This window comes from Kocuria sp. KKT182, assembly GCF_055635395.1.
The window spans coordinates 318,217-333,265 of sequence record NZ_CM145757.1 but is presented as its reverse complement, the minus strand read 5'-3'; the positions used below and the strand labels follow the sequence as shown (position 1 = coordinate 333,265).

Below are 15,049 nucleotides of genomic sequence, written 5' to 3'. Positions count from 1 at the left end.
CGGCCCGGGGCCTCAGGGGGTGTCCTGCTCCTGGGCGGCGATCTGCTCCGGGGGCCGGGAGACGAGCCAGGCGAGCCACAGGGTCAGCGCGTACAGCGGCACGCCCATGACCAGCCGCGCCACGCCCAGGCCGGTGAGGTTCTCCGCGAAGTACAGGGGCACCTGCACGAGCAGGCGGGCCGCGAACATCGCCATGAGCATGACCGTGGCCACCTGGTAGGCGCGGCGGCGCACCGGGACGTCGCGCCACTGCGCGCCCTCCCCGCGGATGTAGCCGTAGAAGACGCCGAGCAGCGGCCAGCGCAGGAGCAGGGACGCGCCCAGGCCCGCGAACCAGGCCGCGTTGATCCAGAAGCCGGGGACGTAGTAGTCCAGCGCCTCGCCGGTGGCCCGCGCGAACAGCGCGCAGACGCCCACGCCCACGAACCCGGACACGGCCTGGACCAGGCTCTGGCGCTGGACCAGGCGCAGCACGGTGAACAGGGCGGCCGTGCCCAGGGACGCGGCGAGCGCGACCCCGAGGGTGTTGCCGACGAGCAGCACGGCGAGGAACACGAAGCCCGGCAGGATCGTCTCGGCCAGACCGCGCCAGCCGCCGACGGCGTGCAGCACGTCGAGCTGCCCGTTGTCCTTGCGGCGCATGCCCGAGCGCGCGGCGTAGGCGGCCATCGAGCGCTCCACGTCGTGGCCGCGCCCCGGCCCGTCCGCGGCGCTGCCGGGCTCCTGGGGATCCGTCATCTGCTGACCTGCTTCGCGATGATCTCGTAGCGCGGGTTGAACATCGAGGGGCGCCCGTCCCGGAAGCTCACCACGCCCACGCAGCGCAGCCGCGTCCCCGCGGTGACGCCCGGCACGGTGCGCTGGCCGTGCCACACGAGGCGCAGCGGCCGGGGGGCGGTCACGCCCTCGTCCCCCGGCGCCTGCGGGCAGTCCGGGGCGAGCAGGGCGGTGTAGTTCTGCGCGCCGGTCACCGGGGGCACGGTCACCTCCACCACGAGGCCGGTCGCCATCACCCGGCGCCGGCTCCCGGCGGCGGTCGAGGGGTCGAGGTCGCCCGCGCACACGGGCGCCTCGGCGACCACGTCGATGGACCCCGTTCCCGGTGTCGGCCGGAACTCGCCGGTGCCTGTTCTCGTCACGGCTCAGCCGATCTCGGTGATCTCGGGTCCGCGCCGCGGCGGCCGCACGGGCTCCGGCGCCGGCTCCGGCTCAGGCTCCGTGTCCGGGGCGGGGGAACGGACCGCGTCCTCGGGCACGACCAGCGTCAGCAGCTCCCGGGGGGGCATGGGCCGGTCGCCGCGCACCACCACGAGCTCGCGCACGACCTCGTCGAGGGCCGCGGCCGACTCCGCGGTCACCGCGGCGGTGCCCGTGAACACGGCCCGCACGAACCAGCGCGGCCCGTCGACGCCCACGAAGCGGGCGAGGCGGAAGCCGCGGGTCCCGTCGGAGGCGGTGGCGGGGAAGCGGGTGACGACCTGGAGCCCGAACGGGCCCTCCTCGACCGTCGGCTCGCCGTTGCTCGAGCGCAGCGACTGCACCAGCTCGCGGCGGACCTCGTCCCACAGCCCCTCGGAGCGGGGCGCGGCGAACGCCTGGACCTGGACCGAGCCGCCGTCGAGGTCGAGGGCGACGGCACGGGGGCGCTGCGTGCGCTCGTCCACCTCGAGCCGCACCCCCAGCCCCGGGCGGGGACGCACGAGCACGGCGCCGAGATCGAGGTAGCCGTCCCGGTCCTCCACCTGGGAGACGTCGAGCGGGCCCTGCGGCTCGCGCCGCCGCGCCGCCGCGGCGTCCTCCGCGCTCGGCGCGGCCTCCGGCTGCTGCGGGGCGGCGTCCTGCGCCGCGGCCTTCTTCTTCTTGCGACCGAACATGGTGTCGTTCTCCTCCGCCGGCACGCGGTGCCGGCTCGTGGCGTGAGCTCGTGGGGGGTCTGCTCGTGGATTCAGGCGGTGCCGCTGGAGCCGAACCCCGTCCCGCCGCGCGCCGAGCCGGGCAGCACGTCGACGAGCTCGAAGACGGCCTGCTCGACGCGCTGGACGACGAGCTGGGCGATGCGGTCGCCGCGGCGGACGGTGAAGGGCTCGGCGCCGTCCGTGTTGAGCAGGGTGACCATGATCTCGCCCCGGTAGCCGGAGTCCACCGTGCCCGGGGCGTTGACCACCGTGATCCCGTGCCGGGCCGCCAGCCCCGAGCGGGGGTGCACGAATCCGGCGTACCCCTCGGGCAGCGCGATCGCCACCCCCGTGGGCACCAGGGCCCGCTGACCGGGGCCGAGGACCACGTCCTCGCGCGAGCGCAGGTCGGCGCCCGCGTCTCCGGGCTTCGCGTACACGGGCAGGGGAAGGTCCGGGTCGAGGGCCTGCAGCGCGATGCTGAGCGGGCGCCCGTTGCCCGACGGCGGCCGGTGGCCTGTCGACTGGTCGTTCACAGTGCCCCACTCTAACGCGCCGGACCCCGGGCGCAGTCGTGAGACGCTAGAGGCATGTCCCGTCCTGCGTCCTCCAGTGCGTCCCCGGCCGACGGCCCCCGCGAACCCCGCCGGTCCTCCTCCGAGCGGCCCGGCGCCGAGATCCTCTACCAGGAGAAGCTCACCCCCGCGTGGTGGATGTGGCTGCTCGTGCTCTTCGCCGGCGTCGTCGCCCTCGTCGCGCTCGCCCCCATCGACCCGTGGGTGGCCGGAGCGGCGGCCGTCGTGGTCGGCGGCGGCACGGCCGTGGCCCTCGTCGCCTCCAGCACCACCATCGTCGTCACCGACGAGTCCCTGCAGGTCGGCCGGGCCCGCATCGAGCGACGGTTCGTGGGCGAGGCCGAGGCCTTCCGCGGCGACGACGTCCGCCGGGTCCGCGGCCCCGAGCTGGACGGGCGGGCCTTCATGAACTTCCGGGCGTCCGTGGGCCCGGTGGTGCGGATCCGGATCACCGACCCCGTGGACCCCACGCCGTACTGGCTCACCTCCACCCGGCACCCGGAGCGGATCGTCGAGGTGCTGTCCGCGCGCCCGTGAGCGCGCCCGCCGCCACCGCACGGAAGAACCCCGCCGCGACGACCGTCGCGACGGGGTTCTTCCGGTCCTCCGGACGAGCTCGGCCCTGCGGGGCTCAGCCCACGCACTCGACGCAGTACTTGACCCCGCCCCGCTCCTCGGCGATCTGGGAGCGGTGGCGCACCAGGAAGCACGAGCCGCAGGTGAACTCGTCCTCCTGGGCCGGCAGCACGACGACGGACAGCTCCTCGTTGGAGAGGTCCGCGCCCGGCAGCTCGAAGCTCTCGGCCGCGGCCGCCTCGTCCTCGTCGACGGTGCCGGACTGCGCATCGGTGCGGCGCGTCTGCAGCTCCTCGATCGAGTCCTCCTTGAGCTCGTCCTCCTGCTTGCGCGGCGCGTCGTAATCAGTGGCCATGTCCGGTCTTCGCTCCAATGCGGGGTCCGAGGGCGGGCTCCGGCACGGCTGTGCGCCGCCCTCCGGGCTCTGTGTCGCGTAGATTGTTCACCATCCGTGGGCAAAAATCCAACCCCGTCCCGGGCCCGCGAACACGCGGCCGGGCCCGTCCGCGGGCGGCCTCCGGCCGGGGCGCGCGACGGCCAGTAGGATTGGGGGCGGGTCCGGGCCGGCACATCGGCCGCGACCGACGGACCCGCCCCGCAGCGCCCGCTCGACGACCCCGAGCGCACCCGAGAACCACCCGGAGGAATGACAGCATGGAGCAGTTGCGCCTGGCAGGTGTGCACGACGACGGTGAGCACCTGGTCGTCGAGGACGAGGCAGGCACCCGCCACCTGTTGCGGATCGACCAGGAGCTGCGCCTGGCCGTCCAGCGCGCCCGGCGGCTGCCGGGCGCCCGCCAGCGGGGAACGGGCCAGTTCGGGCCGCGTGAGATCCAGGCCCGGTTCCGCTCCGGGGCCACGGTCGAGGAGATCGTGGCCGAGAGCGGGTGGGAGGCCTCCCGGGTCCGCCGCTACGAGTGGCCGATCCTCGCCGAGCGCGCCCACATCGCCACCGAGGCCCAGAAGGTCGAGATCGAGGACCGCTCCGCGCACCGCGGCTACCACTCCGTCTTCGAGGGCGAACCCCTCACCCTGGGCCGCGCCGTCGCCCACCGGGCCGCCGACCTCGGGGTGGACCCCTCCTCCCTCGAGTGGGACTCCTGGCAGCGGGAGGACCACCTGTGGGCGGTGGTCGCCCGGTTCTCCGTGATCGACAGCGCCGCCGCGCCCGCCCACGACGAGCCGCTGGCCGAGTGGCTCTACAACCCGGCGAACCAGAGCGTCCGTCCCACGAACGCGTGGGCGGAGGCCCTCACGGAGGCCGGCACCCCGGACACGCCGCTCGGCACGGGCCTCGGCGTCCTGGACGGGGGCCTCGACCCCGAGCTCACGCAGCTGCGCCGGTCCGCCGTGGAGGCCGACGACCTGCTCGACGTCCTGCAGGCCCGCCGCGGGCAGCGCATCGGGGAGGACGCCGAGGGGGACGACGCCCTCGCCGAGATCCTGGGCCGCGGCATGGGGCACGTCGAGCGGCGGCCCCGCCCCCTGGCCGCACCCGAGGACAGCTCCGTCTTCGACCGCCCCTTCCAGCCGGCCACCCGGTTCCCCGAGCCGGGTCCCGCACCGGAGCCGGCACCGGCCGGTGAGCCCGCGCCCCGGACGGACGGGCCCGCCACCGTGCTGCCCGCCGACGATCCCGTCGTCGAGCCCACCGCGCCCGCTGCGCCCGCCGCTCGCGCCGGCGCCCGGGACACCGTTCAGGAGAGGGCTTCGGAGACCTTCCGGGAGGCCGGACGGGAGCGGGGCGTCGACGACGGCACCGAGCGGTCCGCGGCGCGACCGGACACCGCCGCCTCCCGGGACGAGGCGCCCGCGGCCGGGGACTCCGCCGCCCAGGACTCCGCGCCCCAGGGCTCCGCGACCCAGGACTCCGCGACCGGGAGCTCCCGGGACGACGACGTCCGGGGCGACCGCTCCGCCGGCCCGGCCCCCGCGGTCCCCGGCGAGGAGCCCGAGGACTCCGGCCCCGCCGAGGAGACCGCGCCCGAACGGCCCCGCCCGCGCAACAAGACCGCCAAGGCACGGCGCCCCGCGCGGTCCTCGGTGCCCAGCTGGGACGAGATCGTCTTCGGCAGCTCGTCCGACTGAGCCCCCGGCGCCGGTGCGCGCCGTCCGGCGCCGCCGGCCCGGCACACGCTAGAGTGCACGCAGCAGGGGACGGCTCCGCGCCGTCCCTCCGGGCTCGTGCGCTCCCCCATCCCGCGCGCGGCCCGGACGGACGACACCACGTCAGGGGCAGCACGACATGGGCAATTCCATCCAGGACGACCTCTTCGGGGACGACGAGCGCGACGCCGCAGCCGCGGACCCCGGCGACCCCGGTGTCCGCGGCGCCTCCGCCGCTCCGGAGGCGCCGGCCGAGCTGGTCCGCGGCTCCGGGCCGGGACGGTTCGTCGCCGGGCTGGTCCTCGGCGCGGTCGTGCTCGTGGTCCTGGTCGGCGCGGGTGCGCTCTACCTGGGCGGCGTCGGTCGCGACCTCTTCGGCGCCGGCCGGGAGGCCGAGTTCACCCCGGCCCCTGCGGTGACCAGCTCGCCGTCCGCCACGCGCACCAGCACGCCCACCGCGTCGCCCACGCCGTCGCGCTCGCGCACGCCCTCCCCCACGCCGAGCCCCTCGGCGGAGGAGCCGGCACCGCCACCCCCGGCCCCGGAGCCCGTGGCGCCCCCGGCGCCGTACGTCCCCCCGGCACCCGTGGTCCCCGAGCCCGTCGTGCCCGAACCCGTGGTGCCCGCCCCGGTCCCGCCGCAGCCCGTGGTCCCCGCGCCCCCGGCGCCGGCCCCGTCCGCACCGGCCCCGGCGGATCCCGGTCCGACCACCCCGGGAGCGCCCGCGAAGGACGACGAGGCCGGCGCGGAGGACGTCGACCCGGACGAGGAGGACGCGGCCGAGGAGGACGCCGGCCCGGCCGCCGCAGAGGCGGGGACCGAGGGGGCCACCACGGAGGACGCGGCCGAGGACGCCTCGCCGGCACCCTGAGCGCAATCCCCCGGCCGCGGTCCACCCGGCGCGGCAGCCGGATCGCCGCGCTGCGCGGCGGCCCCGTGGCGGCTCATCCGGCGCGGCGGCCCCGTGACGGCCCACCCGACCCGGCACCCCGGTCGCGGCGTCCCTGCGCCGGCTCGCGGTGGGCGGGCGCTCAGGCCAGGCGCAGCAGCGGGACCTCCCGCTCGGCGCGCGTCAGCGAGCCGTGCTGGCCGACCATGGACAGGACGCTCGGGCGGACCCGGCCCAGGTCGAACAGCGCCAGGGGCTCCCGCCCCAGCACGAGGAGGTCGCCGATGCGCCCGCGCACCGCGTCGCGCACGAGCGCCGGCGGGCCGAAGTAGCCCGCGTCGAGGGCCGCCTCCCGGGAGAGGATCCACACGCGGGACCCGAACTGCTCCCGCCAGGCGGCCACGAGCGCCCGGACGTCCTGCGCCGTCGCGTCCGGCTCCAGGTGCAGCTGCACCGCGCGGGGCTCGCCGGCCGTGTGCCGGACACCGTCCAGCAGCCCCGGGAGCTCGGAGAAGTCGACGCGCGCGTCCCGCGGGACGTCCACCATGCCGTGGTCACCGGTCACCAGCACCGTGGTGCCGGCCGGCACGCGCGCGACCAGACGGCGCAGCGACGCGTCGAGCTCCTCGAGCTGGGCCGTCCACTCCCAGGACTCCCAGCCCCGGGCATGGCCGGTGCGGTCGAGCTCGTCCCAGTAGAAGTACATGAGGGCGTCGCGTCCCGCCGCGAGCTGGTCGAGTGCGGTGCTGACCCGCGCGGCCGGCCCCTCCGCGGCCACGAACCGGCCCCCGCGCAGGGCCGCGTCGGTGAGCCCGGAGCCGGCGAAGCGCTGCCGGCTGACCGTGACCACGTCCACGTGCTCGGCGGCGCGCTCGAGCACCGTGGGCAGCGGCTGCCACGCCCGGGGGTCCACGGCGGCGTCCCAGCCGCCGAGCTGGTTCACGACCCGGTCCCGGTCGGGGTCCAGCACGTCGTAGCCCACGAGTCCGTGCGCCCCGGGGGCCGCGCCCGTGCCGAGGGACGCCAGCGAGGCCGCCGTGGTCGTGGGGAACGCCGCGTCCAGGGTGGCCAGGCCCTGCGCGCCGGCCAGGCCCGGGGCGTGCCCGGCGCGGGCCCGCAGCTGGGCCCGTCCCAGGCCGTCCACCATGACGACGACGACCCTCCGGGCGGCGGGCAGCCCCAGCGCGTCCCGGAAGCCGGGCACGCCCAGGGACGCCGCGGCCGAGGACATGACCTCCGCGACCGAGCGGCTGCCGTAGCGCGGCGGCCCCGGCAGGTCGGCGGGCAGCGCGGCCAGGACCTCCTGCACCGCCCTCACCGGGCGGCGCCGCTGTCCCGGCCGGTGAACCGGTCGGTGAACCGGGTGCGCGGTGTGGCGGCGGCCGCCCGCCGCGGAGCCGGCGTGCGCCCGTGGGCCGGCTGGGCGATCTGCGCGCCGTCGGTCAGCGGGGAGAGGTTGGCCCGGCGCAGTGTGCGCGCGAACTCCCGCGCGCCCTCCACGGCGGTCGGGCCGTCGGCCTCCGCGCTGATCCGCAGCACGATGTCCTCCCGGGCGGCCGTGCCGGTGTAGCCGTGGTCGGCCTGGCACTGGGGGTCCTCGCACAGTGCGGGCGCCAGGTCCACGTGCAGGGTGCCCGTCCACGCGATGGCGAGCGTCACCTCGGAGATCGGGCTGTCCGGCCGGTAGTTGGCCGGCTGGTAGTACGAGTAGCTCAGCGTGACCGAGCGGATCTGCGAGATGCCGACCGTCTCCGTGGAGACCCGTGCCACCACGTCCCGGCCGCCCTCGTCGAACTCCTCGTCGTCCACGTGCGTCACGTGCAGCACGTCCTCGGCGAGCACCAGCACGGTGGTGTGGCGGTGCACCTCCGTCCGGTCGATGTGGGTCTCCAGCTGCACGAGGTGGGAGACCGGGGACCGGCCGTCCAGGGAGTCCTGGACCACGTCGATCACCAGCTGCGGGTAGAAGCCGGCCTTGTTGATGTCCTCGACCAGCCGCTGGCCGCGCTCACCTGAATACGTCATGGGGGCCATTTTCCCCCACGGCCGCGCCAGTGCCCAACACGGGCCCTCAGGGCACCCGGAAGTAGCACCGCTCCTCCCCGCCGCCCACGTCCTCGCAGACCCGTTCCAGCACCACGGGGCTCTCCTCCGGCGCCGGGCTCGGGGTCGTGTCGGCGCTGCGCGTGACCGTGGGCGAGCTCCCGGGACCGGGCACCCGCTCCGCGGAGCCCAGGGGATCGAGCAGCAGATATCCGCTCAGCAGCGCAGTCATCCCCACGAGGACCACGAACACGCCGGTCACGGCTCGGCCGCCGCGGCGCCGCCCGGTCCGCGCCGGCCGCGGGAGCGCCTCCGTGGCCCTCCCCCCGGCGGGCCGGCGGCCCGCCCGGTCCCGGCCGGGGTCGTTCCCGGTGCCCCCGCCGTCGCCGTCGCCGGACCCGCCGTGCCCGGAGCCGTCGCGCCCGGACCCGGCAGGGTCCGGCACCTCGTCGTCGCCCGACCCGGTGTGGACTCCCCCGGTGTCGACTCCCCCGGCACCGGTTCTCCCACTGCCGGTCGTCCCGCTGCCGGCGCCGCCGGCGTCGGCCAGCCCGCCGCCGCCCACCGTGGTCCCGGCCGTCCGCTGCCCGGTGCTGCCGGGAGCGGTGCCGGCGGAGTCGGTGCTCCCGGAGCCGGCGTCCAGGGTGTCGGGGCCGTCCGGGAACCGGCCGCCGGCCTCCGCGCCCGCGGCGGCTCCGCCGCCGAGCCCGGCGCCGGTCGTCCCGTCCGTCCCCTCCGTGCCGTCCCACCCGGTCAGCACCCGGCTCGCCCACGGCTCCGGCAGCGGCTCGAGGACGTCGAAGACCTCGAACGGCTCGCCGTCCCGGGTGCGGGCAGGGTCGAAGCGCCGTCTCGCCGCTCCCGCGGTGAGCTCGTGGAGCACGGTGACGGCCGCGTCGCGGCGCTGGGCGGGGTCCGGGGTGAGGAGGGCGGCGAGGTGCTCCGCGAGGTCGCCCTGCTCCCCCACCACGGCGCGCGCATCGTTGGGCCCCAGGCTCTCCTGCGGCTCCAGCGAGGGGTCGAGCATCCGCAGCGCGGTGATGCCCGCCGCGTAGAGGTCCTGCGCGGGGTTCGGGTCGGTGAGCTCGTAGGCCTCCGGGGGCAGGTAGCCGGGCGTGCCCACCACGGTGCCCGTCCGGGTCAGCCGGGCGTCCTGGACGCGCACGGCGATGCCGAAGTCGGAGAGGAGGACGTGGGGGCGGCCCGTCCCGGTGCTGTCCAGCATGAGGTTGCCCGGCTTCACGTCCCGGTGCACCCAGCCCTGGGCGTGCACGAACTGCAGGGCCTGGAGCAGCTGGGCGAGAACCTCCTCGGTCAGCTCCACCGAGGCGGCCCCGTTGTCGAGCAGCGCGGACTCCAGGGTGCCGCCGTGCACGAGGGGCATCGCGATGACCACGTGCGCGTCCTCCGCGGCCCACCCGTAGGGGGCGAGCACGTGCGGGTGGTCCAGCTTCACCGACTGCTCCCGCGCGAAGCGCAGCAGGTCCGCGGAGTCGCGCTGGCGCAGCACCTTGGCCGCGCACAGCTGCTGGAGCCGGCCGTCCCAGGCCCGCCACACGGAGCCGCTGCCGCCGCGCGCGATGGGGTCGATGAGGGTGTACCGACCGGCTATGGTGTCCGCCACGAAGTCCGGGCCCGCCTAGCTGCGCATGGCCCGGCGCGCGCTGTCCGTCCGCTGCCGGGCGTTGCCGATGCCGACCGAGGCCCCCAGCACGGTCACGGAGCCGCTGGAGACGAGCACGGGGTTCAGCTCCACGCGGGCGATCTCGGGGTGCCGGTCCTTGAGCAGCGCCACCCGGGCGACGAGGTCCTCGAGCCGGTCGACGTCCGCGGCCGGGACCCCCTGGTGGCCGAAGAGCTTGCGCGAGGCCTTGGGCTCGCGGACCATCCGCCGCACGTCCTGGTCGGTGAGCGGCGGGACCCGGTGGGCCCAGTCCTCGAGGAGGTTCACCGCGTCCCCCGCCATCCCGAACGAGACCACGGGGCCGATCAGGGGGTCCTCGATGGCCCGGAGCACCACCGACTGGCCGGTGGGGGCCATGGCCTGCACCTCGAGGTCGAAGGTGCCGAAGGGGGCGAGCGCCCGGTGCATGGTCTCGATGGCCGCCCGCAGCTGCGCGTCGTCCTGGATGTTGAGCTGCACGCCGCCCAGGTCCAGGCGGTGCCGGAGGTTGGGGTCGGTGGTCTTGAGGGCCACGGGGTAGCCGAGCCGGTCGGCGGCGGCCAGGGCGTCCTCGGGATCGGTGAACCGCTCGCTGGGCAGCAGGCCCACCCCGTAGGTCTCCAGCAGCTCCCGCGCCTGGTCCCCGTCCAGCTCGAGCAGCTCGTCGCCGGTGACGCTGGGCAGGATCTTCTCCACGAAGGTCTCCGCCGCCTCCGCGTCGATGCCCTTCGGCTCGGCGAGGCTGCCCTGGTCCTGGGCGCGCCACCGGGTGTAGTCCACGACCTTGGCGAGCGCGCGCAGGGCCGCCCCCGGGGAGTCGAAGCAGGGCACGTCCAGTCCGTCCTCGGCGTGGTGCAGGGCGGAGACCGCTCCGGGCTCGGTGCTGCCCGTGAAGACAACCACCACGGTCTTGCCGTGCTCCCGCCCCACCCGGCCCACGAGCTCGGCCACGCGCTCCGGCGTGGCGCCCGGGATCGGCATCAGCGTGACCACGGCGGAGTCGACGGCCTCGGCGCCGAGGCAGCTGTCGACGGCCGCCCGCAGCGCCTCGAGGGCGTCCTCCCCGCCGTCCGCGGTCCGGACCCCCGCCTGGGTCACCGCGACGTCCAGCCCCAGCTGCATGCACCGGTCCTCCATGAGCTGGCCCAGGGCCAGCGCGTTGGAGACGAGGGCCGTGCGGGCGCCCGCGGGCAGGGGCTGGCCGGCGAGGATCCCGGCCACGTCCATGAGGTGCTCGCTCGTGTCCGCGCGGATCACGCCGGCCTGCCGGAACATCGCGTCCAGGGCCCCCGGCGGGGCCTGGGTGGTGCGCCCGGTGTGGCCGGGCGGCAGCCGGAGACCGGTGACCTCGCTCTTGGCCACGATCACGGGCTTGGTCAGGGACAGCCGGCGGGCGATCCGGGAGAACTTGCGCGGGTTGCCCACGGACTGCAGGTAGAGCCCGCACGCGCGGGTCGCGGCGTCGTCCTCCCAGTACTGCATCATGTCGTTGCCGGAGACGTCGGCCCGGTTGCCGGCGGAGAGGTACGTGGACACGCCCACGTCGTGGCGCAGCGCGGCCGCGTTGAGCATCATGCCGATGGCCCCGGACTGGCTGAACAGCCCCAGCGGGCCCTCCCGCGGCACGGTGGGCAGGATGGAGGCGTTGAAGCGGGACTCCGGGGCCGTGCTGTAGAGGCCCAGGCTCGCCGGGCCGACCACGCGCATCCCGTAGGAGCGAGCGCGGCGCACCAGCTCGGTCTGCCGGGCCCGGCCCGCCGCGCCGGCCTCGGCGTACCCGCCCGTGACCACCACGACGGCGCGCACGCCCGCCGCGCCGCACTGGTCCACGACGTCGGCCACCTGGTCGACGGGCACGGCGACCACGGCGAGGTCCACGGGCTCGGGGACCTCCCCGATCGAGGTGGCGTGGGTCATGCCCTCCCGCTCGAAGGGCGTGGGGCTCACCCCGCTGAGCCGGCCGGCGAACCCGGAGGCGACGAGGTGCTCGACCAGCGCGTGCCCGGCGTGGCCGGGGTCCCGCGACGCCCCGATCACGGCGATCGAGGACGGGGAGAGGAGGTCGGCCATGGAGAGGGCCTCGGCGCGGTGCTCCCGCGCGGCCATCACGGCCAGCGACTTCTCGGTCGGGTCGATGTCGAAGCCGACCACCACCACGCCGTCGTCGAACTTGCGGGTGAGCTCGTAGCCCGCCTCCGCGAACACGCGGAGCATCTTGCGGTTCTCGGGCAGGACCTCCGCGGAGAAGTGGTCGATCCCGTTCTCGCGCGCGGCCGCGGCGAGGTGCTCCAGCAGGATCGAGCCGATGCCCCGCCCCTGGTGGGCGTCCGAGATCATGAACGCGACCTCGGCGTCGTCGTGCCGGTCCGTGCGGTCGTAGCGGCCCACGCCGATGATCCGGTCCGCCAGCACCAGCACGAAGCAGACGCGGTCCCGGTGGTCCACGCGGGTGAACCGCTCCAGCTCCCGGGCGGAGAGGGTGGGCTTGTAGGAGAAGAAGCGCAGGTAGATGGAGTTCTCGGACTGCGACTGGTGGAAGGCCAGGAGCGCGTCCTTGTCCTCCGGGGAGATCGGGCGCAGCTGCGCCGTCGCGCCGTCGCGGAGGATGACGTCGGCCTCCCAGTACTCGGGGTACTGCCCGGCGTCGTCCGTGTCCGCGGTCTCTGGAACCATAGACTTCAGGCTAGTAGACAAACCTGCACCGTCAACGGTGCGTCCCGGTGCGTCCCCGCACGATCTCGAACGCCGAGCCGCCGGGCCCGCCCCGGACCGACCCACGACCGAAGGACCCCCCGCTGTGATGGCACGCCGCCGTGCGCCCTCCCGCCCGTCCGCCGAGGACGAGCTGCCCCCCGACTTCCGGGAGAACATCGTCGACATCGACGTGACCTCCGAGATGGAGACGAGCTTCCTCGAGTACTCGTACTCCGTCATCTACTCCCGCGCCCTGCCCGACGCCCGGGACGGTCTCAAGCCCGTGCAGCGGCGCATCCTGTTCATGATGAACCAGATGGGGCTGCGCCCGGACCGCGGCCACGTCAAGAGCGCCCGCGTCGTGGGCGAGGTGATGGGCAAGCTGCACCCGCACGGCGACTCCGCCATCTACGACGCGATGGTCCGGCTCGCCCAGTCCTTCGCGATGCGCCTGCCGCTCGTGGACGGGCACGGCAACTTCGGCTCCCTCGACGACGGCCCCGCCGCCTCCCGCTACACCGAGGCCCGGATGGCCCCGGCCGCCCTGGCGCTGACGGCCGACCTCGACGAGGACGTCGTCGACTTCGTGCCCAACTACGACAACCAGTTCACCCAGCCGGGCGTGCTGCCCGCGGCGTTCCCCAACCTGCTGGTCAACGGCTCCTCCGGCATCGCGGTGGGCATGGCCACGAACATGGCCCCGCACAACCTGCGCGAGGTCGTCGCGGGCGCCCGGCACCTCGTGGAGCACCCCGAGGCGACGCTCGAGGAGCTCATGCGCTTCGTGCCGGGCCCGGACCTGCCCTCGGGCGGGCGGATCGTGGGCCTCGACGGGATCCGGGACGCCTACCGGACCGGGCGCGGCTCCTTCAAGACCCGCGCGAAGGTCTCGGTCGAGCAGATCTCCCCCCGCAAGCAGGGCATCGTCGTCACCCAGCTGCCCTACATGGTGGGGCCCGAGAAGGTCACCGAGAAGATCAAGGAGGCGGCGCAGGCCAAGAAGCTCCAGGGCGTCTCCGACGTCGTGGACCTGACCGACCGCAAGAACGGCCTGCGGCTGGTCATCGAGGTCAAGAACGGCTTCAACCCGCAGGCGGTCCTCCAGCAGCTCTACAAGTACACGCCCATGGAGGACTCCTTCGGGATCAACAACGTTGCCCTCGTGGACGGACGGCCCCGCACCATGGGCCTCCTCGAGCTGCTGCGGGTCTACGTGGAGCACCGGCTGTCGGTGGTCCGGCGGCGCACCGGCTTCCGGCTGGCCAAGCGGCGCGACCGCCTGCACCTGGTCGAGGGCCTGCTCGTGGCGATCGTCGACATCGACGAGGTCATCCAGATCATCCGCTCCTCCGACGAGACCGCCGTGGCCCGGGAACGGCTCATGGCCGTGTACGACCTCAGCCGCGTGCAGGCCGACCACATCCTCGAGCTGCGGCTGCGGCAGCTGACCAAGTACTCGCGGATCGAGCTCGAGAAGGAGCAGGAGGAGCTGCGCCGGGAGATCGCCGAGCTCGAGGAGACCCTCGCCTCGGACTCGCGGCTGCGGGCCCTGGTCTCCGCGGAGCTCGCGGAGGTCGCGGAGGTCCACGGCGACGACCGGCGCACCGAGCTGCTCGAGTCGGAGGCCCTGCCGGCGCCCGTCGCCGCGGCGGCGGCCCCCGCACCGGGGCGGACGGCGGCGGGCGGGCTCGCGCTCGAGATCGCCGACGACCCCTGCTGGGTCTTCCTGTCCACCTCGGGCCAGCTCGCCCGCACGCCCTCCCAGGTCCCGCTGGTGGACCCGCCCCGGCGGATCAAGCACGACGCCCTGGTCTCCGCGGTGCGCGCCACCGCCCGCGGGGAGATCGGGGCGGTCACGTCCACCGGGCGCATGCTGCGCGTCCAGGTGATGGACGTGCCCGTGCTGACCGCCTTCGAGGGCACCCCGAAGCTGGGCGACGGCGTCCCGGTCAAGGACTTCCTCACCCTCGGCCGCGGGGAGCGGCTCGTGGGGCTCGCGCCGCTCAACGCGGTGCTGGCCCTGGGCACCCGCAACGGCGTGGTCAAGCGGGTCAGCCCCGAGTATCCGCTCAACCGCGAGGACTGGGAGGTCATCACGCTCAAGGACGACGACGAGGTGGTCGGCCTCGCCGAGTCCGCCGCCGCGGAGGACGAGCTGGTGTTCGTGACCCGGGACGGGAAGCTGCTGCACTTCGAGGCCGGTGCGGTGCGCCCCCAGGGCCGGACCGCGGGCGGCGTCGCCGGGGTCAAGCTGGTCGCGGGGGACGCCGTGGTCTTCTTCGGGGCGGTCCGCGCCGCGGACGAGACGCCCGTGGTCGTGACCCTCGCCCGCGCCGACGAGGTGCTGCCCGGCATGTCGCAGTACTCGGTGAAGGTCACCCCGTTCTCGGAGTACCCGCCCAAGGGCCGGGCCACCGGAGGGGTGCGCGCGCACCGGTTCCTCAAGGGCGAGACGGGACTGGCCCTGGCCTGGGTGGGGCACGGACCGGCCAAGGCGGTCGCGGCCTCGGGCGTGGCCCGGGCCCTGCCCACCGAGCACGGCCGCCGGGACGGCTCGGGCGTGCCCACCGACCAGGTGATCGACGCGGTGGGCCCGGCCTACGGCTGA

Annotated in this window: 13 protein-coding genes; 4 read left to right on the top strand and 9 right to left on the bottom strand. The window is 75.5% G+C overall.

Going from position 1 to position 15,049, the window contains the following annotated elements:
• Positions 1-12 precede the first annotated feature (12 nt).
• The 4 genes from ACZ2G1_RS01430 to dut all read right to left on the bottom strand — a co-directional run bounded on the left by ACZ2G1_RS01430 (position 13) and on the right by dut (position 2,374).
• A complete protein-coding gene (locus ACZ2G1_RS01430) occupies positions 13-738 on the bottom strand; it encodes a DUF3159 domain-containing protein (protein WP_017834177.1) in 726 nt (241 codons plus the stop codon).
• On the bottom strand, positions 735-1,139 hold the full coding sequence (locus ACZ2G1_RS01425) for a single stranded DNA-binding domain-containing protein (RefSeq protein WP_232035311.1): 405 nt from the start codon (positions 1,137-1,139) through the stop codon (positions 735-737). Before ACZ2G1_RS01425 ends, ACZ2G1_RS01430 begins: the two co-directional genes overlap by 4 nt.
• Positions 1,140-1,142: 3 nt before the next feature.
• On the bottom strand, positions 1,143-1,874 hold the full coding sequence (locus ACZ2G1_RS01420) for a DUF3710 domain-containing protein (protein WP_031283353.1): 732 nt from the start codon (positions 1,872-1,874) through the stop codon (positions 1,143-1,145).
• Between the two features lie 71 nt (positions 1,875-1,945).
• Positions 1,946-2,374, bottom strand: coding sequence for a dUTP diphosphatase (gene dut / locus ACZ2G1_RS01415; RefSeq protein ID WP_031283352.1), 429 nt, complete (start codon positions 2,372-2,374; stop codon positions 1,946-1,948).
• Positions 2,375-2,485: 111 nt separating this feature from the next.
• Here dut and ACZ2G1_RS01410 point away from each other — a divergent pair, with 111 nt between their 5' ends.
• Positions 2,486-3,007, top strand: coding sequence for a DUF3093 domain-containing protein (locus ACZ2G1_RS01410; RefSeq protein WP_017834173.1), 522 nt, complete (start codon positions 2,486-2,488; stop codon positions 3,005-3,007).
• 94 nt (positions 3,008-3,101) lie between these two features.
• On the opposite strand, the gene ACZ2G1_RS01405 is transcribed toward ACZ2G1_RS01410, so the two are convergent.
• Positions 3,102-3,401, bottom strand: coding sequence for a DUF4193 domain-containing protein (locus ACZ2G1_RS01405; protein ID WP_017834172.1), 300 nt, complete (start codon positions 3,399-3,401; stop codon positions 3,102-3,104).
• 299 nt (positions 3,402-3,700) lie between these two features.
• Between ACZ2G1_RS01405 and sepH the strand changes: the two genes are divergently transcribed.
• Complete coding sequence (gene sepH / locus ACZ2G1_RS01400; RefSeq protein WP_470377363.1) at positions 3,701-5,134, top strand: septation protein SepH; 1,434 nt, start codon at positions 3,701-3,703, stop codon at positions 5,132-5,134.
• Positions 5,135-5,291: 157 nt separating this feature from the next.
• Complete coding sequence (locus tag ACZ2G1_RS01395; protein WP_368827937.1) at positions 5,292-6,023, top strand: hypothetical protein; 732 nt, start codon at positions 5,292-5,294, stop codon at positions 6,021-6,023.
• 160 nt (positions 6,024-6,183) lie between these two features.
• Here ACZ2G1_RS01395 and ACZ2G1_RS01390 read toward each other — a convergent pair whose 3' ends face one another.
• The 4 genes from ACZ2G1_RS01390 to ACZ2G1_RS01375 are packed head-to-tail and all read right to left on the bottom strand — an operon-like array spanning position 6,184 to position 12,420.
• Positions 6,184-7,350 (bottom strand): alkaline phosphatase family protein, encoded by a 1,167-nt coding sequence (locus ACZ2G1_RS01390; protein ID WP_109243803.1) that lies wholly within the window; start codon positions 7,348-7,350, stop codon positions 6,184-6,186.
• 5 nt (positions 7,351-7,355) lie between these two features.
• Entirely contained in the window at positions 7,356-8,066 is a 711-nt protein-coding gene (locus tag ACZ2G1_RS01385; protein WP_035924032.1) for a DUF5998 family protein, read from the bottom strand.
• Positions 8,067-8,112: 46 nt separating this feature from the next.
• Entirely contained in the window at positions 8,113-9,708 is a 1,596-nt protein-coding gene (locus ACZ2G1_RS01380) for a serine/threonine-protein kinase (protein WP_051063801.1), read from the bottom strand.
• A 15-nt stretch (positions 9,709-9,723) separates the two neighbouring features.
• Entirely contained in the window at positions 9,724-12,420 is a 2,697-nt protein-coding gene (locus ACZ2G1_RS01375; RefSeq protein ID WP_017834168.1) for a bifunctional acetate--CoA ligase family protein/GNAT family N-acetyltransferase, read from the bottom strand.
• A gap of 127 nt (positions 12,421-12,547) precedes the next feature.
• Here ACZ2G1_RS01375 and ACZ2G1_RS01370 point away from each other — a divergent pair, with 127 nt between their 5' ends.
• Positions 12,548-15,049 carry a DNA gyrase/topoisomerase IV subunit A gene (locus tag ACZ2G1_RS01370; protein WP_017834167.1) on the top strand — a complete coding sequence of 834 codons (2,502 nt, stop codon included), beginning with the start codon at positions 12,548-12,550 and terminating at the stop codon, positions 15,047-15,049.

Bases quoted from the DNA above. Each gene is read 5' to 3' on its own strand.
- sepH (WP_470377363.1), top strand. From the start codon at position 3,701: ATGGAGCAGTTGCGCCTGGCAGGTGTGCACGACGACGGTGAGCACCTG.
- ACZ2G1_RS01375 (WP_017834168.1), bottom strand. From the start codon at position 12,420: ATGGTTCCAGAGACCGCGGACACGGACGACGCCGGGCAGTACCCCGAG.
- ACZ2G1_RS01370 (WP_017834167.1), top strand. From the start codon at position 12,548: ATGGCACGCCGCCGTGCGCCCTCCCGCCCGTCCGCCGAGGACGAGCTG.
- ACZ2G1_RS01385 (WP_035924032.1), bottom strand. From the start codon at position 8,066: ATGACGTATTCAGGTGAGCGCGGCCAGCGGCTGGTCGAGGACATCAAC.
- ACZ2G1_RS01430 (WP_017834177.1), bottom strand. From the start codon at position 738: ATGACGGATCCCCAGGAGCCCGGCAGCGCCGCGGACGGGCCGGGGCGC.
- ACZ2G1_RS01395 (WP_368827937.1), top strand. From the start codon at position 5,292: ATGGGCAATTCCATCCAGGACGACCTCTTCGGGGACGACGAGCGCGAC.
- ACZ2G1_RS01410 (WP_017834173.1), top strand. From the start codon at position 2,486: ATGTCCCGTCCTGCGTCCTCCAGTGCGTCCCCGGCCGACGGCCCCCGC.
- ACZ2G1_RS01420 (WP_031283353.1), bottom strand. From the start codon at position 1,874: ATGTTCGGTCGCAAGAAGAAGAAGGCCGCGGCGCAGGACGCCGCCCCG.
- ACZ2G1_RS01405 (WP_017834172.1), bottom strand. From the start codon at position 3,401: ATGGCCACTGATTACGACGCGCCGCGCAAGCAGGAGGACGAGCTCAAG.